This is a genomic window from Bacteroidota bacterium (genome assembly GCA_026391695.1).
Lineage (GTDB): Bacteria > Bacteroidota > Bacteroidia > Bacteroidales > JAGONC01 > JAPLDP01.
In genome coordinates, this window is the sequence record JAPLDP010000030.1 from 1 (window position 1) to 24,727 (window position 24,727).

18 protein-coding genes are annotated in these 24,727 nt (G+C 43.1%); 17 read left to right on the plus strand and 1 reads right to left on the minus strand.

Annotated features, from left to right (window positions below; translation table 11 throughout):
* Positions 1-535 precede the first annotated feature (535 nt).
* Positions 536-697, minus strand: coding sequence for a hypothetical protein (locus NT175_03080; protein MCX6233695.1), 162 nt, complete (start codon positions 695-697; stop codon positions 536-538).
* Positions 698-899: 202 nt separating this feature from the next.
* Here NT175_03080 and NT175_03085 point away from each other — a divergent pair, with 202 nt between their 5' ends.
* From NT175_03085 to NT175_03165, 17 genes are all read left to right on the plus strand, one after another.
* The gene (locus tag NT175_03085; GenBank protein MCX6233696.1) at positions 900-1,940 is read left to right on the plus strand and encodes an FRG domain-containing protein; all 1,041 of its coding nucleotides are present in this window, start codon (positions 900-902) and stop codon (positions 1,938-1,940) included.
* A 157-nt stretch (positions 1,941-2,097) separates the two neighbouring features.
* Entirely contained in the window at positions 2,098-2,625 is a 528-nt protein-coding gene (locus NT175_03090) for a hypothetical protein (protein MCX6233697.1), read from the plus strand.
* Between the two features lie 298 nt (positions 2,626-2,923).
* The gene (locus tag NT175_03095; GenBank protein MCX6233698.1) at positions 2,924-4,177 is read left to right on the plus strand and encodes a DNA methyltransferase; all 1,254 of its coding nucleotides are present in this window, start codon (positions 2,924-2,926) and stop codon (positions 4,175-4,177) included.
* Positions 4,170-4,865 (plus strand): MjaI family restriction endonuclease, encoded by a 696-nt coding sequence (locus NT175_03100; GenBank protein MCX6233699.1) that lies wholly within the window; start codon positions 4,170-4,172, stop codon positions 4,863-4,865. Before NT175_03095 ends, NT175_03100 begins: the two co-directional genes overlap by 8 nt.
* Positions 4,866-5,652: 787 nt before the next feature.
* Entirely contained in the window at positions 5,653-5,895 is a 243-nt protein-coding gene (locus tag NT175_03105) for a ribbon-helix-helix domain-containing protein (GenBank protein ID MCX6233700.1), read from the plus strand.
* Complete coding sequence (locus NT175_03110) at positions 5,892-6,224, plus strand: type II toxin-antitoxin system PemK/MazF family toxin (protein MCX6233701.1); 333 nt, start codon at positions 5,892-5,894, stop codon at positions 6,222-6,224. The genes NT175_03105 and NT175_03110 overlap by 4 nt, the downstream gene beginning before the upstream one ends.
* A 93-nt stretch (positions 6,225-6,317) precedes the next feature.
* Entirely contained in the window at positions 6,318-8,609 is a 2,292-nt protein-coding gene (locus NT175_03115; GenBank protein ID MCX6233702.1) for a UvrD-helicase domain-containing protein, read from the plus strand.
* Positions 8,610-9,093: 484 nt separating this feature from the next.
* Entirely contained in the window at positions 9,094-11,655 is a 2,562-nt protein-coding gene (locus tag NT175_03120; protein ID MCX6233703.1) for a T9SS type A sorting domain-containing protein, read from the plus strand.
* Positions 11,656-12,263: 608 nt separating this feature from the next.
* Positions 12,264-12,929: a DUF4290 domain-containing protein gene (locus NT175_03125; GenBank protein MCX6233704.1), complete on the plus strand. Its 666-nt coding sequence runs from the start codon at positions 12,264-12,266 to the stop codon at positions 12,927-12,929.
* Between the two features lie 11 nt (positions 12,930-12,940).
* On the plus strand, positions 12,941-14,245 hold the full coding sequence (gene murA / locus NT175_03130) for a UDP-N-acetylglucosamine 1-carboxyvinyltransferase (protein MCX6233705.1): 1,305 nt from the start codon (positions 12,941-12,943) through the stop codon (positions 14,243-14,245).
* Positions 14,246-14,385: 140 nt separating this feature from the next.
* Positions 14,386-14,937 (plus strand): nucleotide exchange factor GrpE, encoded by a 552-nt coding sequence (locus NT175_03135; protein MCX6233706.1) that lies wholly within the window; start codon positions 14,386-14,388, stop codon positions 14,935-14,937.
* A gap of 132 nt (positions 14,938-15,069) precedes the next feature.
* A complete protein-coding gene (gene dnaJ / locus NT175_03140) occupies positions 15,070-16,236 on the plus strand; it encodes a molecular chaperone DnaJ (GenBank protein ID MCX6233707.1) in 1,167 nt (388 codons plus the stop codon).
* Between the two features lie 62 nt (positions 16,237-16,298).
* Complete coding sequence (locus NT175_03145; GenBank protein MCX6233708.1) at positions 16,299-17,213, plus strand: ATP-binding cassette domain-containing protein; 915 nt, start codon at positions 16,299-16,301, stop codon at positions 17,211-17,213.
* A 32-nt stretch (positions 17,214-17,245) separates the two neighbouring features.
* On the plus strand, positions 17,246-18,580 hold the full coding sequence (locus NT175_03150; GenBank protein ID MCX6233709.1) for an ABC transporter permease: 1,335 nt from the start codon (positions 17,246-17,248) through the stop codon (positions 18,578-18,580).
* Between the two features lie 121 nt (positions 18,581-18,701).
* Positions 18,702-20,507 carry a DegV family EDD domain-containing protein gene (locus NT175_03155; GenBank protein MCX6233710.1) on the plus strand — a complete coding sequence of 602 codons (1,806 nt, stop codon included), beginning with the start codon at positions 18,702-18,704 and terminating at the stop codon, positions 20,505-20,507.
* A gap of 547 nt (positions 20,508-21,054) precedes the next feature.
* Positions 21,055-23,139: an acetate--CoA ligase family protein gene (locus tag NT175_03160; GenBank protein ID MCX6233711.1), complete on the plus strand. Its 2,085-nt coding sequence runs from the start codon at positions 21,055-21,057 to the stop codon at positions 23,137-23,139.
* A 63-nt stretch (positions 23,140-23,202) separates the two neighbouring features.
* The gene (locus NT175_03165; GenBank protein MCX6233712.1) at positions 23,203-24,525 is read left to right on the plus strand and encodes a pyridoxal phosphate-dependent aminotransferase; all 1,323 of its coding nucleotides are present in this window, start codon (positions 23,203-23,205) and stop codon (positions 24,523-24,525) included.
* Positions 24,526-24,727: the final 202 nt, after the last annotated feature.

A 24,727-nucleotide genomic window follows, 5' to 3' on the forward strand; every position in this document is an offset into this window, starting at 1 on the left:
TCACCAAAGTCCTCACCCGCATCCCGGATCAATCCATCCAACGCCTGGAGGAACTGCTTCCGCATAATCTGAAATAAAATCGCCCGGAAATAAAACTAATTTTGCATTACCGGTCAATATGCATCAGGCCGAAGGCTTACATATAAACCACAAAAAAAAGACCCAACCACCAATAAATAAGGCTTCGAATGGAGTCAGTTCAACATGAAGCCTCACCTATTAGTGGTAATTATTATTACCGACAACTGGCATGCAGCGTTATAAACATTTTATATGTATGGCCAAGCTCCTGCAGAACGAGATCTCGTTTTGTAATATACATTTCTTCCGGCCTTTTCACTGAACAAAGTATAATCAATGCTTTAAATTTCTTTTCCTGGATATCAATCCGAATTTTCAAACATTTTAACTTATTCAGGACATAATTCGTCTGGAGGGAGCCTTATTTTCGTTCCTTTTCTGCACTTCACCCTAATACTTCTGAATTATCGACCATACCCATTTCCGGACACCCTTGTCAGTCTGCTGTCATTTTTCAAAGCCAGTGTTTCAGGAGCGCCTCACCTGGTTTCTTTGGATTCAGAAAAATACGGATGACATCTTTTGAAAAGATGACATCCTTGCTTTCAACAAATACCACCCAAAAAGAGCTAATAAAACAGAGGCGGCTTTCCGGAGAGGTACCTCTGTTTATCATGAAAAAGACGATGCCATTTAAATTCCGGTTTATCAATTTCAAGGTTTGCACCATAAAGAATCCGTTGCTTTCATTTATATTAGGATTTTATAGATATAATTCGTAATATTGCTGTTAGCAAATAGTTGGCAGCAATTTTGAGACGTGTTTCTAATTGGATAAGTAAAAAGAAATTCATTGAATTCCATAAAGAAAAATAATCATGCTACCTATTTATAAGGATAAAGTATTGCATTCTGAAACTGGTTATTTAGAATGCAAAATTGAAATATTACAGGATTTCATTGATATATTAAAAGATAACAACAATTTTCATGGTTTCCAGTTTAGAGGTCAGGAATTTAAATCCTATAATCTTGAACCGACTATATTACGGTCATATAAAGGGGAACGTGTTAGTGTTGAAAAATATCAGAGATATGTAGAAAGGCACTACAGAAGTTTCATTTCATCGTTAAGAGGTAGGTTTAATGAACATTTTAATGCAGAAAGAGACAAATATGAAATATGGGCACTTGGGCAACATTATGGTCTAAACACACCTTTACTTGACTGGACAGCTTCTCCATGGGTTGCACTTTATTTTGCATTTCGAGAAGAACGGTTTGTAAAGATTGGGAGAACTGATACAAAAAAGGAAATACATAAAAAGATTGATAGTATCTCAGAAGATAGAGCCGTATATTTCTTAAATACTAAAAAAATTATCGACAGTTATTATTTTCAAATTAGGTACTATTTTTTAGAATGTCATAAAAACAATAGTATATCTTATCCAATCCAAGCAATTGGAGAGTATGATAAGAGGTTTTTAGAATCGATACAATCAAGTTCAATTGAAAGTGCCCAGAAAATTATTGATGTTTATGAGGAATATGGAGAGAATGTTGTTGGCATTTCGGATTACACAAAAAGATGTTGTGAATATTCCATAAGAAAAGTTAACAATTATTTTCCAAAAATAGTAAGTCCAAATAAAGGATTCAATACACGATTAGTAAGCCAACGTGGGTTATTCACATATAGTCCTACACCAGATTCACTCGAAAAGGAATTGATGACGATATGGATGAATATGGAACACAATGAAAATATCCTGTTAATAAAGCTATTGATTCCTGACATATTGCGGGAGGAAATTCTGGAAACATTATATGAAATGAATATTAATGACCTTTCTCTTTTTCCAGATATTCAAGGCGCATGTACCTATGCCAATTGGAAATTGTATAGAAAAGATTAACTATTAAAGAACATAAATAATCATTAATGATTGTATTGAGATGGAAATTTGCAAAAAAACTGCTGCCAATAAATAAGGCATCGTGTGGCGTTAGCCCAACAAGAAGCTTTATGTATTAGGTGAAATATTTTATTATTAACCATTAAATCCAAAACTTATGACGTTGTTACAAATTGATTCACTAAAAAATTTGGGTAGTAACCCTAGTTTTTGGGATAATTTTATTTGGCCCCTTTCCGTATTGATTGCTGCTGGTATCGGCGGTTTAATATGGAATTTTCTAATCCGAAAAAGGATAATAATTAAAATTCATTACAGCAATTCATATCGAGGAACCTTCAATGGGAATCATTATATTATTTTGAACACAAAGATAATTAATGAAAAATCCAGCGCTATTAATATAGAAATTAGTGCTAGTAATATGTCGAATATTAGAAATGGGATTACCATAATGACTCAAGGTGGGAGAATGTCTGATGGACCAATACTTATCCCTGCTCCAATTCAAATAATTAACAATGTATTGTTTCCACCTATCAATATTCCTGCAGAAAGTAATAAAACAGGAAATATCGTAATTGAAATTCAATCGGAGCTTTTAGAAGAAATAAAAGTGAGGTTTAACTATTTAAACAAAGGTAAAACTAAAACGATAAAGATCAGGATGTTACAGTGCAAATAATTCAATAAAATAATGCACCTAACAAGCTGGTCGCCGAGCAATGCGGAATTTGTCCGTAAGGAAAGCTGGACGGAGCTAAAAACATGATTACGAAATAATAATAAAATCTTATAAATCCGGCACTGCGGCTGCTAGACGGGGAGTCAGTGCTAATGGATAGGCGACATTGCCACCATCAAACGACAAGTAAAAACTTATGAACTTTCTGCTGGGACAGCCCGACATTTTGACTAAATTTGAACAAAAGAAAATAGCTTTGAAAACTCATCATAAAATAATAATCGGAGACAGCAGACACATGACTGAATTGCCTGACAATTCCATGCATCTAATTATTACTTCGCCACCCTATTGGCAACTCAAGGACTACGGAACAGGCAATCAAATTGGCTTCCACGACAGTTACGAAAACTACATTAACAACCTGAATTTGGTGTGGAAGGAGTGCTACAGAACTCTTCACAACGGGTGCAGGTTGTGTGTGAACATTGGCGACCAATTCGCCAGAGCAGTTTATTACGGACGTTACAAAGTCATCCCGATTCGTGAAGAAATAATCAAATTCTGTGAAAACATCGGTTTTGACTATATGGGTGCAATTATTTGGCAAAAGGTAACTACTTCGAACACGACAGGTGGTGGCGTTCAAATGGGTTCATATCCATATCCGAGAAACGGAATTTTGAAACTTGATTACGAGTTTATTTTGGTATTCAAAAAATTGGGAGATGCACCCAAACCGACAAAGGAACAAAAAGAACTTTCTCAAATGACCTCAGAAGAATGGAACACATATTTTGCAGGACATTGGAACTTTGCCGGTGCAAGACAAAACAACCACATCGCAATGTTCCCGGAAGAACTGCCAAGACGACTTATTAAAATGTTCTCGTTTGTTGGAGAAACCGTACTTGACCCATTTGCAGGTAGCGGAACAACTGCTTTAGCAGCTAAAAACTTTGACAGGAATTCGGTTGGCTTTGAAATCAACCCTGGATTTATTCCAATCATCAAAGAAAAATTGGAAGTTCATCAAAAGGATTTGAACGGAACGACCTACGAATTTTTAAAACAAAAAGTTTTAATAACGGACTTTGAAAAAGAAATACAAAAACTTCCTTACATTTTCAAAGACCCTCATACTCTTGACAAGAAAATAGATGTAAAAAAATTGCAGTTCGGCTCTAGAATTGACATAGACAGTTCAACAAAAAGAGAAGAACTGTTTACTGTAAAAGAAGTTATCAGCCCTGAAAAAATCAGGTTGAGTAACGACCTTACGATAAAACTTCTTGGCGTTAAAGAAGACCCTGTAATTAACGAAAAGGCGATATTGTTCCTCATTGATAAGACAAAAGGCAACCGAGTATTTCTGAAATACGACAATGTGAAATATGACAGTGAAAACAACTTGCTTTGCTATCTCTACTTGGAGAACAAAACATTTATTAATGCTCATTTAATCAAAAATGGTTTAGTACGAGTTGACAACGATTTGGATTATAAATACAAAGAAAAATTTCAAACATTATTACAAAACGCTAATGCCTGAATATAAAAAGTACGCTAAAGATTTCGGTTCAAAAGAATTTTTACTGAACTACACAAACAGAAGATGGGGATTGACTAAAACAACCAAAGTTGGAGAGGTAATGTCCTTAATCCGACAATGCCAGCCAAAATCTTTTGTGCAATGGGAAACCTGGTATTTTGAAAATGCCGTAACAAATACAAAACAACCAATAAAAGTAAGCAAAGAAATTCTCACAGAACTTGGTGAACGGCTTTATTCTAAATTGAAAGAAACTGTCATTCCCCAAATAACAGAAGCCATCCGAACGTTGACGTTAGAGGATTGTATAGACTACATTTACGAACTGACGATTTACAGAACATATGATGGCTATCTAACAGAAAAATCTGTAGTTTTTGACAACCTTGCAAAAGTTTTCAAAAATGTTGTCTTTGAAGAATCAGATCCGCATTTAGACCATTCGGGTGACATTGATTTTATAGGTAAGATTAACGATAAGGCGTTTGGTTTACAAATTAAGCCCGTGACAGCCAATGCAAATCTTGGAAATTATAACATTTCAGCAAGAATGCAAAACAGCTTTAAAGATTTTCAGGAAAAGTATGGCGGACAAGTTTTCATCGTTTATAGCATTGACGAGAAAATAATGAACATGGATATTTTTGATAAAATAGCAACTGAAATAGAACGGCTTTCAGAACTCTGACAAAAGCCACATATCGCCAATAATAAAGTCTTCGAGTGGCGTCAGCCCAACATGAAGTCTTATTCTCGTTGTTCTTCCGCACCTCACCCTCATATTTTTGTATAACCGGCCATACCCCATTTCCGGACACACTTGTCAGTCTGCTGTCATTTTTCAAAATCAACTTGTATTAGGGCCTCCCCTATTTTCTTTGGATTCAGTTTGATCTTTGGGAGGGTCTCAATATAGCTCTGGATCATGGCGTACTGCAGGAAATGTGTAGCATCTTCCCTGATTGCCGGCCGGTCATAATACTCCTGGAGGGACTGTTCCTCAAGTGAAACGACTTGGAATTCCTGGTTTTCATGGTGCAGCTACTCTACCTCTCCCATATTAAACCATATATTCAGATGGGACGCTCCTCCGGAGCTTTTAAATTATATGTATCCACGTTTTCTATTGACGGGGGGCCCCTCCGGGGCCGGTAATATGCCCCAAATTAATATCGTGAACAATGGACTCTGGAGTAGCCCTTCATTCCGAGGTAGACAATCAAACAGGATTTAAGCATCAACAATGGGCTCCGGAGGAGCCCGCCGTCTGTAAACAATGAAGGTTGTAATCATCATAAGCTCCGGAGGAGCAGCCTAAAAATCTGAAAACCTCCGTGTGCCTCCGTGAAACCTCCGTGCTCCTCTGTGGTTAAAGACCAATCACATACCTGAAACTTTCAAAAGGAAGGACAAAAAAAATGAATAAACTAATATATTTTGTAAATATAATTTATATTTGCAAATAAAAAATAAATATGAAAAATACTCTGACTTATACTAGCACTCTTCCAAAAGAAATAATCCAAATGATAGATTATTATGCCCGGAAACTCAAAATCCCCAAGAATAAAATCATTGAAAACGCCCTGGCTACATACTTTGAAAAACTGAAAAAAGCCGAATATGTGCAATCCTTCAGGAATGCTAATAATAAAGTGGAAATGACAGATATGGCTGAAGAAGGGCTGGAAGATTATCTTAAACTGATTGAAGAATGAGGCAGAAGGATATTTATCTGGTCAATCTCAACCCATCAATGGGGAGTGAGCAACGCGGGTTAAGGCCGGGAGTGATCATAAGCGGGAACGCCATGAATGATAATTTCAACATCTGCATCGTATGCCCCATAAGCTCAAAGATAAAGAATTATAAAGGCTGTCTAGTCCTAAAGAAAAATGCGGCAAATGGACTTGACCAGGATTCAGAGATCATCACTTTCCAGGTGAGAGCTATATCCAAAGACAGGCTTATTCAGAAAATCGGTGAAATTACCAGTGACGAGCTGGCGGTGATAAAAAAAGGTCTGATGGAGATTATGACGTATTAATTATATTCTAGTTTTTCTGTTAACAAGAGGATTTAATTACTTATCATCTGAACAGTGTAAAATATTACTTTTGTCTGGCTTAACAAATAACCAGTGGAGGACATTCTTTCACATCTGAATGAAGCGCAGCGCATAGCCGTTGAATGCACGGAAGGGCCGACTATAGTCATTGCCGGCCCGGGTTCCGGCAAAACCAGGGTGCTGACTTATAAGGTGGCCTATCTCATCAGCATCGGCATCGATCCGTTTACCATCCTCGCACTTACATTCACTAACAAGGCAGCCAGGGAGATGAAGGAACGCATCCTTAAGCTGGTCGACAACAGGGATGCTCCCAATGTGTGGATGGGAACCTTCCACTCCATATTCGCACGCATACTCCGTATTGAAGGTCACAGGCTGGGCTACCCGTCAAATTATTCCATTTACGACACCGATGACTCAAAGAGTCTCATAAAAAGTATCATTAACGAACAAGAACTCGACAGCAAGATCTATGCGCCGGGATATGTCCTCTACCGCATCTCCGGTGCCAAAACAAACCTCCTCACTGCGGAAGCCTATAACCAGAATGTGGAGCTGATGGCACAGGATAAGATGTCGGGCAAACCTAAGATAGGCCTGCTTTACAGCTTATACCAGGACCGCCTGGTCAAAGCCTCGGCAATGGATTTCGATGACCTGCTGATGAACTTCTACCGCCTGTTGAATGAGCAGCCTGAAATGTTATATAAGTACCAGCGAAAATTCCAGTATATTCTTGTAGATGAATACCAGGACACTAACCGCGCCCAGTATATGATCCTGAAAAAGCTGGCTGCCAACAATGAGAATATCTGTGTTGTGGGCGACGATGCACAGAGCATCTATGCCTTCCGTGGCGCCAACATACAGAATATCCTTAACTTCAAACATGACTACCCTGACCTGAAGATCTTCAAGCTGGAGCAGAACTACAGGTCGACGCAAATCATCGTCAATGCTGCCAATAGCATCATCATCAATAACAAAGACCAGATCACCAAAAAGATATGGACGCACAATGACACAGGTAACAAGATAAGCCTTCTTAAAGCCACCACCGACAGCGAAGAGGGAAGGCTGGTCGCCTATGCAATCTTTGAAAATAAGATGAACCACCAGCTGAAGAACAGCGCCTTTGCCATCTTATACCGGACCAATGCGCAGTCGCGCTCCTTCGAGGAGTCACTGCGCAAACTGAATATCCCCTACCGCATCTATGGCGGCCTGTCATTTTACAAACGTAAGGAGATCAAAGACCTGCTGGCATACTTCCGCCTGGTGATCAACAACCGCGACGAAGAAGCCCTCATGCGCATCATTAACTATCCTGCACGAGGCATCGGCAAAACCAGCATCGACAAACTCATCGTCGCTGCCGACGAGCAGAAAAAAAGCGTCTGGGAACTGATAGAAGGTATGCCCGACAGCTCATTCGATATAAACTCCGGCACACAAAACAAGATGGCACAGTTTGCCACCATGATCAAAAGCTATTCGGTACAGCTCGATAAAAAGGATGCCTATACGCTCGCCAAAGAGATTGCCTCCGCATCGGGCATCATGAAAGAACTGTATGAAGACCGGACGACAGAAGGGCTCAACAGGTTTGAAAACATCGAGGAACTGTTGAATGCCATCAAAGACTTTACTGTAAAAATAACGGCTACGGGCGAGGAAGCAGAGGCTGGCGCCGGGACGTTAGGTCATTTCATGCAAGATGTAGCTCTGCTCACCGATGCAGACACCTCTGATAAAAACGATCCTGACCATGTGTCGCTGATGACCGTTCATGCCGCAAAAGGACTGGAATTCGCGTATGTGTTTGTCGTCGGCCTCGAAGAAAATCTTTTCCCTTCCATTCAATCCATCAATTCAAGAGCGGACCTGGAAGAAGAGCGGCGCCTGTTTTATGTGGCTGTGACACGGGCACAGGAGAAAGTGACCATCTCTTACGCTGAAAACCGCTACCGCTGGGGAACGCTCACCATATCGGAGCCCAGCCGTTTCATCGACGAAATAGATATTGAATACATCGAGGTCCCAAAAAGAACTTCACTTTATGGCAATGGATTTCCCGGCACCGGCACTCCGGTTACTCCCGATGAGCCCGGCTTCGCGGCACTGAAACGGATGAACCTGAAGAAGATTTCCAACATTGGTCAGGATACGACAAAGCCTGGTTTTGAAACCTCCGAATTGGATGATTTGCAGCCGGGCATGGAGGTTGAGCATGAGCGTTTTGGCTCAGGAAAGGTCATTGCCGTTGAAGGTGCCGGCCCGAATAAAAAAGCCACTATATTCTTCAGGGAGGTGGGGCAGAAACAACTGCTGCTGCGGTTTGCAAAGCTGAAAATTTTATAAGAAAGGGATGACATTTCGTCCGAGATGTCATCCCTTATCTTTTATTCACATTTTAGATTCTTCCCAAAAGCATAAAAAATTATTTAGAAAGTACGTGATTTTTGTCGATATATATTGTATTTTCACATCCTTCTGAAAGATGAAGTTTATTTTAAAAGTGTCCTCCTTTTCATCGTGTAAGTAGTCGATATAACCATAGTAATTTTCCGTCATTTCTGGATTTACAACTATATATTGATGCGGAATGTCCGAAATAATTATGAAAATGAGTTGGCATAAATACTAAGTGATTCGCTTTTGAAACCGCAAGTACGCAAAGAAGGCGCAGAGGTCGCAAAAAAGGGACTCCAACCGCTCCGCGGTTTGAGTCCCAATAGAGATATCAGCCTCCGCGTCCTTTGCGCCTCCTCTGCGGCCTCTGCGGTTAAAACAAAGATTAATACTGTATAAACACTCGCTCCAAAAGAGATAAAATAATAATCCTATGAAAAAATTAATTCTTTTACTCGCAGTTGTGTTCTTAAGCCACACAACTCTTTTTTCCCAGGGCTGCCTGCCCGAAGGCATCACATTTTCCACACAGGCCGACATTGATAATTTTCAAATTAATTTTCCTGGCTGCACAGAGATTGAGGGAGTTGTTAAAATAAGTGGAAGTGATATTACTAATCTCGAAGGATTAAGCGTATTGACTTCCATTGGTGGTAACCTTTTAATCAGAGGTAATGACTCCCTGAGCAGCCTGTCAGGGCTTGAGGGTTTGAACTTCATTGGGGGAAGCCTGATTATTGGAGGTCAATACCCTGAAAGTAATCCCTCCTTGACCAGCCTGACGGGACTGGACAATGTGACTTCAATTGGGGGATGGCTTAAGATTATAGGCATCAATGGCCTAGCTAATTTAATGGGATTGAATAATGTGACTTCCATCGGGGGATCCGTTCTTTTTGATTCCAACTTTACCCTAACCAGTCTGACAGGGCTAAACAATGTGACTTCCATCGAGGGAAGCCTTTCGATTATTTATAACTTCGCCCTGACCAGCCTGACGGGGCTGGAGGGTTTGACTTCCATCGGGGAATCCGTTCTTTTTGATTCCAACGACCACCTAACCATCCTCACGGGGCTAAACAACGTGACTTCCATCGGAGGAAGCCTTTCGATTATTTATAACAATACCCTGACCAGTCTGTCGGGACTGGACAACATAGATGCGGGCTCTATCACAAATATATCCATCCAGGGTAACAGCTCATTGTCGACCTGTGAGGTACAAAGTATTTGTGGTTATTTATCCAGTCCCGGCGGAATAGTAGATATTCATAATAATGCAACCGGCTGCAACAATCCACCCGAAGTAGCAAATGCCTGTGGGATTTCTTTATCTTGTCTGCCTTACGGAAACTACTATTTTTACACTCAAACTGAAATCGACAGCTTCCAGACAAACTATTCCGGTTGCACGGAATTAAATGGTACTGTGGTAATAAGTGGAAATGACATCACAAATCTCACCGGATTAGGTATAATAACCTCCATCGGGGGAAATTTTGAAATTGCATACAACGATTACCTGTCCAGCCTTGCAGGGTTGGAGAATATGACTTTCATCGGGGGATACTTTCAAATTAATGGTAACACCGCACTGACCAGCTTGACGGGGTTAGAAAATTTAACTTCCATCGGAGGAAACCTTTCGATTGACAATAACAACGCCCTGACCAGTCTGACGGGATTAAACAATGTGACTTCCATTGGCGGAAGCCTCTACATTTGGAAAAACAACGCTCTAACCAGCCTGACAGGATTGGAGGGTTTGACATCCTTCGGGGGATACGTTCAAATTGAAACCAACATTACCCTGACCAGCCTAACCGGGCTAAACAATGTGACTTCCATTGGGGGAGACCTTGGGATAGAGAACAACGACACTTTGACAAGCCTGACGGGATTGGAGAATTTGACCTCCATCGGGGGATACCTTCAAATTTATGGTAACAAAGCCCTGGCAAGCATGACAGGATTGGAGGGTTTGACCACCATCGGGGGATATCTTCGAATTTACAGTAACGACGCACTGGCTAGCCTGACGGGATTGGAGGATTTGACTGCCATCGGGGGATTCCTTCAAATTTATGGTAACGATGCCCTGACCAGCCTGATGGGATTAAACAATGTAAATTCCATCGTCGGAGACTTTTCGATTGAAAGAAACAATGCCTTAGTCAATCTGACAGGATTGGAGAGTTTAACTTCCATCGGGGAAAGCTTTTCGATTGATTGGAACAACGCCCTGACCAGCCTGACCGGGCTGGAGGGTTTAACTTCCATAGGGGGAGACTTTGTGATTTTTTATAGCAATGCCCTGATCAGCCTGACAGGATTAGAGAGCTTGACTTCCATCGGGGGATATTTTCGAATTTTTGGTAACGAAGCATTGGCCAGCATATCGGGATTGGAGAGTCTGTCTTCCATAGAGGGGTACCTTCAAATTGAAAATAACGATGCCCTTGCCAGCCTGACAGGGCTGGAGGATTTGTCTTCCGTCGCGGGAAACCTTCAAATTGATGCTAACGATGCCCTGATCAGTCTAATGGGGTTGGTCAATATTGATGCAGGGACTATCCTCGGTTTGCATATTTATTATAACGACACCTTGTCTACCTGTGAAGTACAAAGCATTTGTAATTATTTAGCTGCTCCCGGTGGAACTATTGAAATCCATGATAATGCTACGGGATGTAATAGCCAAGACGAAGTGGAAGCGGCCTGTGGAGTACTGGTAAACGATTTAAATCAAAACGATTTATTTTCGATTTACCCCAACCCATCATCCACCCAGATAACCATCGAAACATCTGAAAGTCCAACAAAAAGCCACTTATCTATAATAAACCTGAGTGGTCAGGAGGTTATAAATCAACAGGTCACAGAATGCAAGACAGCGTTAGACCTCAGCAATCTGCCAAGCGGAGTATATTTTGTCAGGCTCATGGGGGAAAGGAGTGTTGAGGTGGGTAAAATAATAATCGGATGTGGTAACTAATAAGTAATCTTTTATGAAACCGCAAAACTCGCAAAGAAGGCGCAAAGAACGCTAAGGATGGAACAGCAAATATCTGCCTTTGCGCCCTTTGCGTAACCTTTGCGTCCTTTGCGGTTAAAAAAAAATTAATACTGCATAAACACCTCTCAAGAGGGATAAAACGATGTAACGAAAATGAACGTGCAAGTGCAAAGATTTTTACTTTTTGAAAATATTTTTTTCAATTTGTAATACTATTTGATGTATTATGTTGCAATTTTTCACAAAAACAATATGATCAGCGGATGGCTGCTGATCACCCAATCCGCGACAATCCGCCTTTACCCGCGTAAATCCGCGTTCTATCATTAGCAAATAGGGTCACATTTTCGATTTTTTTGGATAAATGGTATGATAAATTTTTTATGTTTTTTTGAACAATGAGTAATGGGATTTCATCCGAAATAAAAAATTTTTGATTCAAAAAAATTTACTATATTTGCACCCTGATGTTCAGTAAGGTATAACCCAATTTATAACCGGATAGCCCTTTCCTCCATCATTACAAAATTTAAATGCAACTTTGACGTTTTATTTTTAAATTTTCATTTTTAAATTTTCATTTTACAATGGAATACAACACCACCCGCAATAACCTGGTGATCCGCGAGTATGGCCGCAACATCCAGAAGATGATCGAATACACTATTGCCATTGAAGACAGGGAAAAAAGAACCCAGCTGGCAAAGTACATCGTCAATTTAATGGCACAGATGAATCCCGTGTCGCGCGAAATGGGCGACGTGAAGCACAAGCTGTGGGACCATCTGCATATCATTGCTGATTATAAACTTGACATCGACGCCCCGTTTCCTCCTCCTACTCCGCAGGAAATTGCCCTCAGACCAGAAAGGATTCCCTATCACAATCCAGGTGACATCATGTTCAGGTATTATGGCAAGAATATCGATAAAATCATCGACAAGGCTATTGAAATGGAGGATGGCCCTGAGAAACAGGCCATCACCAGAACCATTGCCAACCATCTGAAAAAATCATACCTGAGCTGGAACAGGGAATCCGTGACAGACGAACTCATCGCTGATCACCTGAACACCCTGTCGAGAGGAAAACTTAAACTGAGCGATGAGGACAGACTGAGCCATACTAACGACATCCTTGCCCGGAATAAAAAGAAGAAGTTCAAGAAAGAAGGTAACGGCAACCACAACAACAATCTGAACCATAACTACAATAAGGTCAGAAAGGAAAAGAAACAAAAGCCCTTTGAATAAAACCTGCTTCAATGGGTTCATTCATTATCAACGGTGGTAAAAGACTCCAGGGAGAGATCATTCCCCAGGGTGCGAAAAATGAGGCTCTTCAGGTCATCTGCGCCGTCCTGCTGACCCCCGATAAAGTGGTCATCGAAAATATTCCCGACATCCTTGATGTTAACAATCTGATCGACCTGTTGCGGCAGATGGGTGTAAAAGTCGGTAAGACAGGCGAGGATGCTTTCACTTTTCAGGCTGAGGTTATAGACCTGGACTATTTACGTTCGCGCGATTTCAGGAAAAAGGCCACAAAGCTCAGGGGATCCATCATGATCATGGGACCCCTTCTGGCACGGTATAAAAAAGTCTCTATACCTGTTCCGGGCGGCGACAAGATAGGCCGGCGCAGGCTCGACACCCACTTCACCGGGCTGATGAACCTCGGCGCCAAATTCAACTACAATGAAGAGGAACATCTTTATGATGTACAGGCACCTGGACTCGCAGGAACCTATATGTTGCTCGATGAAGCCTCTGTTACCGGCACCGCCAACATTGTCATGGCCGCTGTCATGGCAAAAGGAAAGACCGTCATTTTCAATGCTGCCTGCGAGCCTTATGTCATCCAGTTATGTAAGATGCTCAATAATATGGGAGCGCAGATTTCCGGTGTCGGCTCCAACCTGCTGACTGTCGAGGGTGTCACCTCTCTCGGAGGCTGCACACACAGGCTGTTGCCCGACATGATTGAGGTAGGCAGCTTCATCGGCCTGGCAGCCATGACACAATCGGAGATCACCATCAAAAATGTCGGCATTGAACCATTGGGTATCATCCCGGAAATCTTCAGGCGGCTGGGCGTCGAAATCATTACAATAGGCCAGGATATCCTCATTCCTGCAAAAGACCATTACGAAGTAGAGACCTTCATGGATGGCTCTATCATGACCATCGCCGATGCGCCATGGCCGGGATTCACGCCTGACCTGATCAGTATTGCCCTCGTCGTGGCCATTCAAGCCAAAGGAAGCGTCCTCATCCATCAGAAAATGTTCGAAAGCCGGCTGTTCTTTGTAGATAAGCTGATTGACATGGGAGCACGCATCATCCTCTGCGATCCGCACCGTGCTACGGTCATCGGATTAGACCATGAATACCCTCTCCGCGGCATTGAAATGACATCGCCCGATATCCGCGCCGGCGTCGCCCTCCTCATCGCCGCCCTTTCAGCCAAAGGTAAAAGCACCATCCATAACATCGAACAGATCGACCGCGGCTATCAGAATATTGAAGCACGACTGCGAAACCTGGGAGCCGAAATTGAACGCTTATGACCGTTCCGCTTATCCCAATCAAGAAAATACGCTTAACTGCCAAAATGTCCTGTCTTCCCCCAATGGCAAATTATTTGATAGTTTCCATTACCTTTGCTTCCATCAGAAAAATTGGTTAAACCAGTAATCCTATTGCTAACATGACAAGTGAAAAAGAAAAGGACAACCCTAAAGACCTGAAGGAAAAAGATCATGAAATCCATCAGGGAAGCACGGGTAATCTAAAAAGTAAAAAGAAACAAACAAGGGAAAAAGAATTGCAGGAGAACATAGAAAAGCTCAATGATAAATACCTTCGGTTATATGCCGATTTCGAGAATTACCGCAAAAGGGTGCTGAAAGAAAAAATCGAGTATAGTCATGTAGCTTCTGCCGATGTCATTGCATCACTGCTGCCAGTGCTTGACGATTTTGACAGGGCGCTGACGTTGTCGGAAACCGCGGAGAGTGTCGATGCTATCAGAGAAGGTGAAATTATCATTTATAATAAGCTGAAGAGCATCCTGGAACAAAAAGGCTTGCAGGAAATGGTGTCGAATGGCCAGCCCTTCACCACCGATTTTCATGAGGCAATCACCAGCATCCCGGCTCCTTCTGACGATATGAAAGGTAAAGTCATTGACCAGACAGAAAAAGGATATCTCCTGAATGGAAAGGTCTTACGGTTTGCAAAAGTGATAGTCGGAAGCTGATAAACAATGATCAATGATCAGTGATCAATGATCAATAAAAGGTTATTACGGGGATTCTTGATCTGCGACCCGGTACCTGTGACCCGGTACCTGCAACCTGAGACCTGAGACCTGATAACTTATTCATAATTTATGCCAAAACGCGATTATTACGAAATACTGGGTATCCAGAAAAATGCGGATGAGCAGGAGATAAAAAAAGCTTACCGGCAGATGGCTTTGAAACACCATCCGGATAAAAATCCGGGTGACAAAGCTGCTGAAGAAAAATTCAAGGAGGCTGCCGAAGCCTATGAAGTGCTCAGCAATGCCGAGAAGAGGCGGCAATATGACCGGTTTGGGCATGAAGGCCTGCGGGGCTCGGCCAGTTCAGGTTTTGGCGGTGGTATGACCATGGATGACATCTTCCGTCAGTTTGGCGATATCTTCGGCGATGCTTTTGGTTCCTTCGACGGCTTTGGCTATGGAACAGATACCGGCTACCGCCGGAAAAGGACAACAAAAGGCACCAACCTGCGGGTGAAAGTTAAACTGACCCTCGAAGAGATTGCCACCGGCATTGAGAAAAAAATTAAAGTCGAAAAATATATCCCCTGCGATTCATGTCACGGCACCGGCGCCGAAAGCGGCTCATCACAGCAGACCTGTTCCACATGCCGTGGCACCGGCCATGTGACACGTATCACCAGCACCTTTCTTGGACAAATGCAAACCACATCAACATGCCCGGCCTGTAATGGCGAAGGACAGGTCATCACACGCCGCTGTGGGAAATGTGCCGGCCATGGCATTGTCCAGGGTGAGGACATCATCAACCTCAGGATACCACCGGGCGTTTCCGACGGCATGCAGCTTTCAATATCCGGTAAAGGCAATGCCGCCGGTAAAGGTGGCATACCCGGCGACCTTATCGTCATCATCGAGGAAATTCAGCATGAATACCTGTTCAGGGATGAAAACAACATCATCTACGAGCACTTTATAAGCATTCCCGATGCAGCCATGGGTGCCAGCATCGAAGTACCCACGCTCGAAGGGAAAGCCAGAATAAAAATTGCCCCCGGAACACAACCCGGCAAAGTATTGCGTCTGAAAGGCAAAGGTATTCCGGCATTTAACGGCTACGGCAAAGGTGACCTCCTCGTGCATATTAATGTCTGGATACCACGCAACCTGAGCAGGGAAGAAAAAGAAATGCTCGAGAAAATGCAAAACTCCGACAACTTTAAACCTCATCCCACAAGCAAAGACAGAAGCTTTTTTGACAGGATGAAAGAGTATTTCTATTCGGAAGGATAGGAGAGTGTTGATGTAACGATGTAGCGATGTGACAAAATAATAAATGAACAAGAGAACCTGAAGTGAATATTCTTTCTGCCATATCTGTAACAAAACGTTATGCCAACCACACGGCGCTCAGCAATGTGGATATTGCAGTGCCGCAGCAGAGCATTTTTGGCTTGCTGGGACCCAACGGCGCCGGTAAGACCACCTTTATCCGTGTTATCACCCAAATCATCGCTCCTGATGAAGGCGAAGTATTCTTTAACGGACAGAAACTCACCATGGATCATACACGCCTGATGGGCTACCTTCCGGAAGAAAGAGGCTTATACAAAAAAATGAAAGTCGGCGAGCAGGCTCTATACCTGACACAGCTTAAAGGTATCAGTAAACAGGATGCCTTGAAAAAACTACATACCTGGTTTGAACGGTTCGAAATTCAACCCTGGTGGAACCGTAAAGTCGAAGAACTCTCCAAAGGCATGCAGCAAAAGGTCCAGTTCATCATTACTGTCATTCATGAACCTCGTCTGCTTATCTTCGATGAACCTTTCAGCGGCTTCGACCCCATCAATGTCAATATCATCAAGGAAGAGATACTCCGGCTCAGAGATAATGGCGCCACCATCGTCTTTTCTACCCATAATATGGCCTCAGTGGAAGAATTATGCGACCACATAGCCCTTATCAATAAATCGGTGAAAATCCTCGACGGAAAAATGAATGAGATCAAAAAGGCTTATAAGTCAAATGCCTTTGAAATAGACTTTGATGGCTTCAGCGGTGATATACGGTCTGTGCTCCCCGCTGATTATGAATTGCTTGAAAAATCGCTGAAGGATGGTCATCAGAAGGTAAAAATACGGATCCCTGATGGCACCTCACCCAATGCGTTGCTCGAAACCCTGTTGCCCCATATCAGCATCACCGGATTTCATGAAATATTACCCTCAATGAATGATATTTTCATCAGCAAAGTCAATGAAACATAAACAGGTTCAATATTTATTAATCCGTCACACAGATGAGTAAGATACCGGTTATTATTGCGAGGGAGTACCTTTCGAGAGTCAGGAAAAAATCCTTCATCATCATGACCATCCTTGGACCGGTCCTGATGGCAGCGATGATGATCGTTCCAGTTTTTATGGCGACGATGGAAGGCCAGTCGAAAAAAATCGGGATCATTGACGAAACCGGCCTGTTCACCGGTAAGTTTGGCAACGAAGAGAATATGACTTTTAATGATATCCCAACAAATATCGAAACGGCCAAAAAAACGTTCAGCGATAGTGGCTATTACGCCTTGCTGTATATTCCCAAAACTCAGGCCATCATTCCGACCGCCGGTTTTATATATTGCTCGCGACAACCCAGCCTGAACCTGACGGTTTACATTAAAAATGTCATGCAGAAAGAGGTTGAACATCTCAAACTGACTGCATCAGGGATAAATGAAGATGTGCTTAATTCGATAAAAACGACTATACAGCTCTCTTCATTTAAGATTGACAAGAGCGGCAGGGAAGAAAAAAGTTATACCGAGGTGAGCATGGTGGTGGGATGGGTAGGAGGATTTCTGATATATATTTTCATTTTCCTTTATGGATCGCAGGTGATGCGTGGAGTGATTGAAGAAAAGACAAACCGTATTGTAGAGGTGATCATCTCCTCTGTCAAACCATTTCAGCTGATGATGGGCAAGATCGTCGGTGTCGCATTGGTCGGGCTGACACAGTTTCTGCTTTGGATATTGCTCACTGCAGCCATTGTCGTCACTTTTTCAGCAGCTTTTGCGGATAAACTGACAGGTAGTAGCGCCAAAGAGATGATCATGACGGAACAAAGCCGGCTTGTCCCGTCGGGTGACAGTGCCCAGTCAGAAATCACCGATATAAGCGAGCTTAATATCGCCTGGGAAGCGGTAAATTCAGTCAATTATACTGTTGTCCTGGGATGTTTTCTTTTCTTTTTCCTTGGCGGATACCTGCTCTATGCCTCCTTGTTTGCCGCCATCGGCGCCGCCGTCGATAATGAAGCCGACACCCAGCAATTCATGCTGCCTGTCACCATACCGCTGATCTTCGCTCTGATTATGATATCATTTGTCATCAACAATCCCGAAGGGCCGGCAGTATTCTGGCTTTCCATCATCCCGCTGACCTCGCCCATCATCATGATGGCACGCATCCCCTTTGGTGTCCCTTATCCTGATATGATCCTCTCGGTCATCCTTCTGATCCTGGGATTCCTCGCCACAACCTGGATGGCAGGGAAAATATACCGGACAGGCATCCTCATGTACGGAAAAAAAGTGAGCTACAGGGAGCTGTGGAAATGGCTTAAATACAGATCCTGAAAACAATAAAAAAACATTCTTAATTTTATTTGTCATAAGAAAATAAATATTTACTATTGATTAATTTTGAATACTTTAAAATTAATTTTATTAAATTTGCCAGAAACACATCCCTGTAAATTTGAACGAACAACTTTCCACAGTCCGATCTCTTAACGGTAAAAATCTTTATTACAGTGTAATAGCTGGTGCTCATAAGATCTTCGAACACCAGGATTATCTGAATAAAATCAATGTATTCCCCGTTGCTGATGCCGACACAGGTACCAACCTGGCTTCGACGATGCAATTCATCGTTAATAGTCCTATTCCTACCGGCGATGTCAAAGTCGCTGCCATGGCTATTGCCGACGCCGCCATTGTCGGGGCAAGAGGAAATTCAGGCATCATTTTCGCCCAGTTCCTGTATGGATTTGGCAATGAGATAAAAGGCAACAAGGATATTGATGTGATCAGATTCGCCGAGATCATTTTAAGAGCTGTTCGTTACGCTTATGATGCCATCGCCAATCCCGTTGAAGGCACAATGATCACAGTGATCAGGGAATGGGCAGAGTTTATTTATTCGATAAAAAACAATACCGATAACTTCCTGCACCTCCTCACCGAGGCTCTGAAGATAGCCAAGGAGTCACTAAAGGAAACCCAGAAAACACTGGCTGTCCTCGCAAAGAACAAAGTAGTGGATGCAGGTGCCAAAGGATTTGTGTATTTCCTCGAAGGGATGATCGAATTTTTCAAAACCGGCAAGCTGCGACAGTTGATCAAATCGTGGAAACTTGTGAAAGCGGTTGTAATACCGGAGGCTACACACGGCAAAATCAATCACCGCTATTGTACCGAAGCGCTGATTACCGGCGAAGGTTTCGACAATACATCCCTGAAAAAATCCATCTTGCACTTCGGCGATTCCCTGGTCATCGCCGGCTCCCCTCAAAAAGTGCATGTCCACATCCACACCGATGAGCCTGCTGAACTTTTCCAGATACTCACAAAATACGGACATATCACCTATCAGAAAGTGGACGACATGTTCCTGCAGAATGAAGCAGCACACCGGCGTAAATGGGATATAGGACTGGCGACTGATTCGACCTGCGACCTGCCACAGGAACTCATGGACAGATATCAGATACACATGGTTCCGGTTACACTCATTGCCGACGGAACACAATACCTCGACAAGCTGACCATCACTGCTGAACAGTTCTACCAGCTAATCGAACACGTCAAACAATTCCCTACAACTTCGCAGCCCGGCATCCAGGAATTTATCAATAAATACAGTTTTCTGGCTTCCCATTATCCTTCCATCATCGCTGTGAATCTTTCCAAAGCCCTGAGTGGCACATGGTCGAATAGCTTAAAAGCAGCCGAAAATGTGGCTGGTATTTCAGGTAAAAAAATATCGGTTATCAACTCCAAAAGTATTTCAGGAGGGCTGGGATTACTCATATACCGCATGGCTCTGGCCATCGAAAATGGATGGACGCATGAAAAAATCGTGAAAAAAACAGAGGAATGGATTGATAAGATTAGCGTCCTGGTGAGTCCACAAAACCTTAAATCATTCGTCAGAGGCGGTCGTGTCAGCCCCATGAAGGGATTTATCGCCAACCTGCTCAATCTTAAACCCATCATTACAATCGATAAGGAGGGGAAAGCCATTATGTTTGAAAAAGCATTCAGCCAGAAAGGAAACATCCGTAAAGTACTCAAGGTGGTGAAAAAACTTAGCGACAACCGAAAAATCTGGGAATATGCTGTAGTCTATTCAAACAGAGAAACAAAGAAAACGGCCGAATGGTACGCCATCCAGCTCGAAAAAATCCTTGGGAAGAAAGCGGCATTTATCTATAGCATATCCCCAGTCATAGGTATACATGCCGGTAGGGGAACTATCGCCCTGACCATGATGTTCGAATGACCTCTTTTTTTGCATCCTATGGATCATGCATTTCTCATGGCAGCAAGGACACCGGACCAAATTCCCTGGTTTCCCCGAAACTCCGGATAAAATTTTTTATCTACTCTCCTATTTTAGTTGGATAAAGTGAGTTCGATGAAGGGAATAACCATGCAAACTAACATTTTTTCATTTTCATTTTGTTGAACTTCACAATAATGCGTGCCTGGTATTAGAATTCGCATATAAATGGCCCATGACTTTAGTCATGGGCACCAAGCATAAATAAAACTTGGGCTTTAGCCCGAAACAAAGGCATCAATTCATTCTCATCTCACCCACGACTTCAGTCGTGGGATGCTCACTTTACTCGCGGGAACAAAAAATCACTTTTCGCATTTTTAAAACCGTTTAAACGGTTTCAATATTGCCCTTCTACTTTTCTGTATCCCACAGCTAAAGCTGTGGGTCAATTAATAAATTAATTCTTATCTCACCCACGACTTCAGTCGTGGGATGCTGAGTATCATACATTTTTTTTTAATTTAGCATAGTATAAATCCTCTTTATGATCAACAAACAACTCATCGATCCCGAAAGTATTGTTGTTGTAGGTGCATCAAATGACGTTGGCAAGCCTGGCGGGAAGATACTTAAAAACATTCTTGACGGAAATTTCAAAGGCCGGCTGTATGTGGTTAATCCAAAGGAAACTATGGTGCAGGGCATTAAAAGTTATCAGGACATCAGGGACATTCCTGATGCTGACCTGGCTGTTATAGCCATTGCTGCGCCACTTATTCCCGATACTGTTGATATTCTTACCACACATAAGAACACCAAGGCATTTATTATCATCTCTGCAGGCTTCAGTGAAGAAAGTGAAGAAGGCCGTAAGCTGGAACAACGGATCGTCGCTGCGGTTAATGCGGTCGGCGGTGCCCTTATCGGGCCCAACTGCATCGGCATTCTAACCCCCAACCATCAAAGCATTTTCACCGAGCCTATCCCCAAGCTTGCCGTCAGGGGCTGCAGCCTGGTGTCGGGTTCAGGCGCTACGGCCTGTTTCATTATGGAAGCCGGTATTCAAAAGGGGCTCACTTTCTCGAGTGTCATCTCGGTCGGTAATAGTGCACAAATGGGTGTAGAAGAGATCGTAAAGTTTATGGATGAAACCTATGATCCTCAAACCAGTGCAGACATCAAACTCTTATATATTGAAAACCTGGGCAAGCCGGCCATGCTTCTGAAGCATGCGACATCGCTGATACAAAAAGGTTGTAAGATCGCTGCCATAAAAGCAGGTTCTTCCGAAGCCGGGATGCGTGCAGCTTCCTCTCATACCGGCGCCCTGGCCAGCCCTGATATGGCTGTTGACGCCCTGTTCCGCAAGGCTGGCATCGTCAGATGCTATGGCCGCGAGGAACTTATCGCTGTGGCTTCCGTTTTTATGAATAAAGACCTTATAGGTCCCAATATCGCGGTGATCTCCCATGCCGGTGGCCCCGCCGTCATGCTCACCGACACCCTGGCAGAAAATGGAATGGCCATACCCCGTTTAGAAGGGCCGGCATCTGCAGAACTTAAAAAACACCTCTTCCCCGGATCATCCGTTGCTAATCCCATCGACTTCCTCGCCACCGGCACCGCAGAACAGCTCGGAACCATCATCGATTTCGCCGAAAATAAATTCGACGACATCCACGGCATGGCAGTCATCTTCGGCACACCAGGATTAAAAAAAATCTTTGATGTCTATGAAGTGTTGGATAAAAAGATGGATACATGCCGGAAGCCTGTCTACCCTATTCTCCCATCCGTCACCACAGCCAATGAGGAAATTAAGGCATTCCTCTCTCGTGGCAGGTCATTTTTCTCAGATGAAGTGACACTTGGAAAAGCTATTGCAAAGGTCTACCACACACCTCGTCCCTCTTTCGGACATACAGATTTACCAGCAATCGACAAAACTGCCGTCAGAACTATCATCGACAGTTCACCCGATGGATATCTCACACCGGAACTGGCCGGAAACCTGCTGGATGCCGCAGGTATACTTCGTGTAGCTGAATGTGTTGTGGCAACAAGGGAAGAGGCAATTGCAGCTGCCCAGCACACCGGATATCCGTTGGTGATGAAAGTCGTCGGACCAGTGCATAAGACAGACGTAAAGGGTGTGTCCTTAAATATCATTAATGAAGAGGAACTTCTGTCGGAATACGACAGGATGATACGTATCAAGGGCACCACTGCCCTTCTTATCCAGCCCATGCTGTCAGGAGTGGAATTATTCGCAGGTGCGAAATATGAGGATAAATTCGGTCACATAATCCTTTGCGGCCTCGGTGGAGTGTTTATCGAAGTCATGAAAGATATCAGCGCTATGATGGCACCGGTTAGCAGCAAAGAGACTCTGACCATGATACACGCATTGAAGGGATACGACATGATCAAAGGTATCAGAGGCATGGCAGGTGTTAATGACGAAGCCTTTGCCTCTATCCTTTGCAGACTATCAGCATTACTCGACGCAGCTCCCGAGATCATGGAGATGGACATCAACCCGCTTATCTGTAAAAACAACCAAATCACCGCCGCAGATGTCCGTATTTTTATAAAAAAATCTTCCTTTAATTGTGAAACGTGTTTCTGAAAAATTTTTCTTAATTTTCGGAAACTTTTGGTCTCATCTCATAAACACAAAAATTTCTTTACCATGAAGGATACACCTATCAATTTTGATGTAGTAAATCAAATAATTTCCGAAAGCCTTATAAGAGAGTTCGACAAGACATCTATCCGTATGATAAAAAAACTTGTTGACGATATCGAAAAAGCGACAGGAGAACGGTTCGTCCGCATGGAGATGGGAGTACCTGGCCTGCCTCCTTCCTCCATTGGCATTGAAGCGGAAATAGAAGCTCATAAGAAAGGATTGGCTGCCATTTATCCCGACATCGAGGGCGTTTCTGTATTGAAAGAGGAAGTATCGCGGTTTGTGAAATTATTCCTCAATATCGACCTGCATCCGCAGGGCTGTATTCCCGTTACAGGATCAATGATGGCAAGCTTCGTGTCGTTTATGATTGCCAGCCGTCTTCATGAGGGCAAGGACACCACACTTTTCATCGATCCCGGTTTCCCCGTACATAAACTGCAGCACCAGATACTGGGCATCAAGTATGAAACATTCGATGTTTATGATTACAGGGGCGATAAGCTCAGGGATAAGATGGAATCGTACCTGAAAAAGGGTAATATATCCTCCATCATATATTGCAATCCCAATAATCCTTCATGGATTTGCTTTACTGACAAAGAATTACAGATTATCGGCGACCTGGCAAACAAATACGATGTCCTGGTGATTGAAGACCTGGCTTATTTTGCCATGGATTTCAGGAAGAATTACGGGATACCCGGGCAGCCGCCATATCAGCCATCGGCATCACAATATACTGAGAACTTTATACTTCTGATATCCAGCTCAAAAATATTCAGCTATGCCGGACAGCGCGTCGGCGTAATCGTTCTGTCCGACAAGGTCTATAATCTTAAATCGCCCAATCTGTTTAAACATTTCAGCATCGATACATTTGGAATTGCTGTCGTATTCGGCATTGTCTATCCGGTGAGTGCAGGCACAGCGCACACACCCCAATATGCACTTGCCGCCATGCTGAAAGCTGTTAATGACGGCAAATACATTTTCCTGGATGAAGTAAAGGAATACGCTGAAAAAGCGCACATCATGAAAAAGCTTTTCACCGACAATGGCTTTAAAATCGTCTACGACATGGATGAAGACATGCCCATTGCTGACGGTTTTTATTTTACTGTCTCTTATCCCGGCATGACGGCTGAGACTCTCCTGCTGGAACTCTTATATTATGGAATAAGCGCCATTTCACTCACGATATGCAGCAGCCAGCGCTCCGAAGGCATACGTGCCTGTGTATCTCTGGTCCGGCGTGAACAGTTCCCGGCGCTGGAATACAGGCTGAAGTGTTTCAGAAAGGATCATCCGGTAAAAAATTAGCTTCAAGCTGCAAGCTGCAAGTTGAGCGAAGCGCAACTGAGCGAAATCCTGACTTAGCCGGGACTGCAAGTTGAGCGAAGCGCAGCTGAGCAATATCGCGATGCAGGAAGCGTTTCAGGAGATATTTAAAATTATTTCCTATTTCCTCTCTGAAGGATAGAATAATTTTCCCTAATTTCGTGAGCCTAATAACTGATGCAGG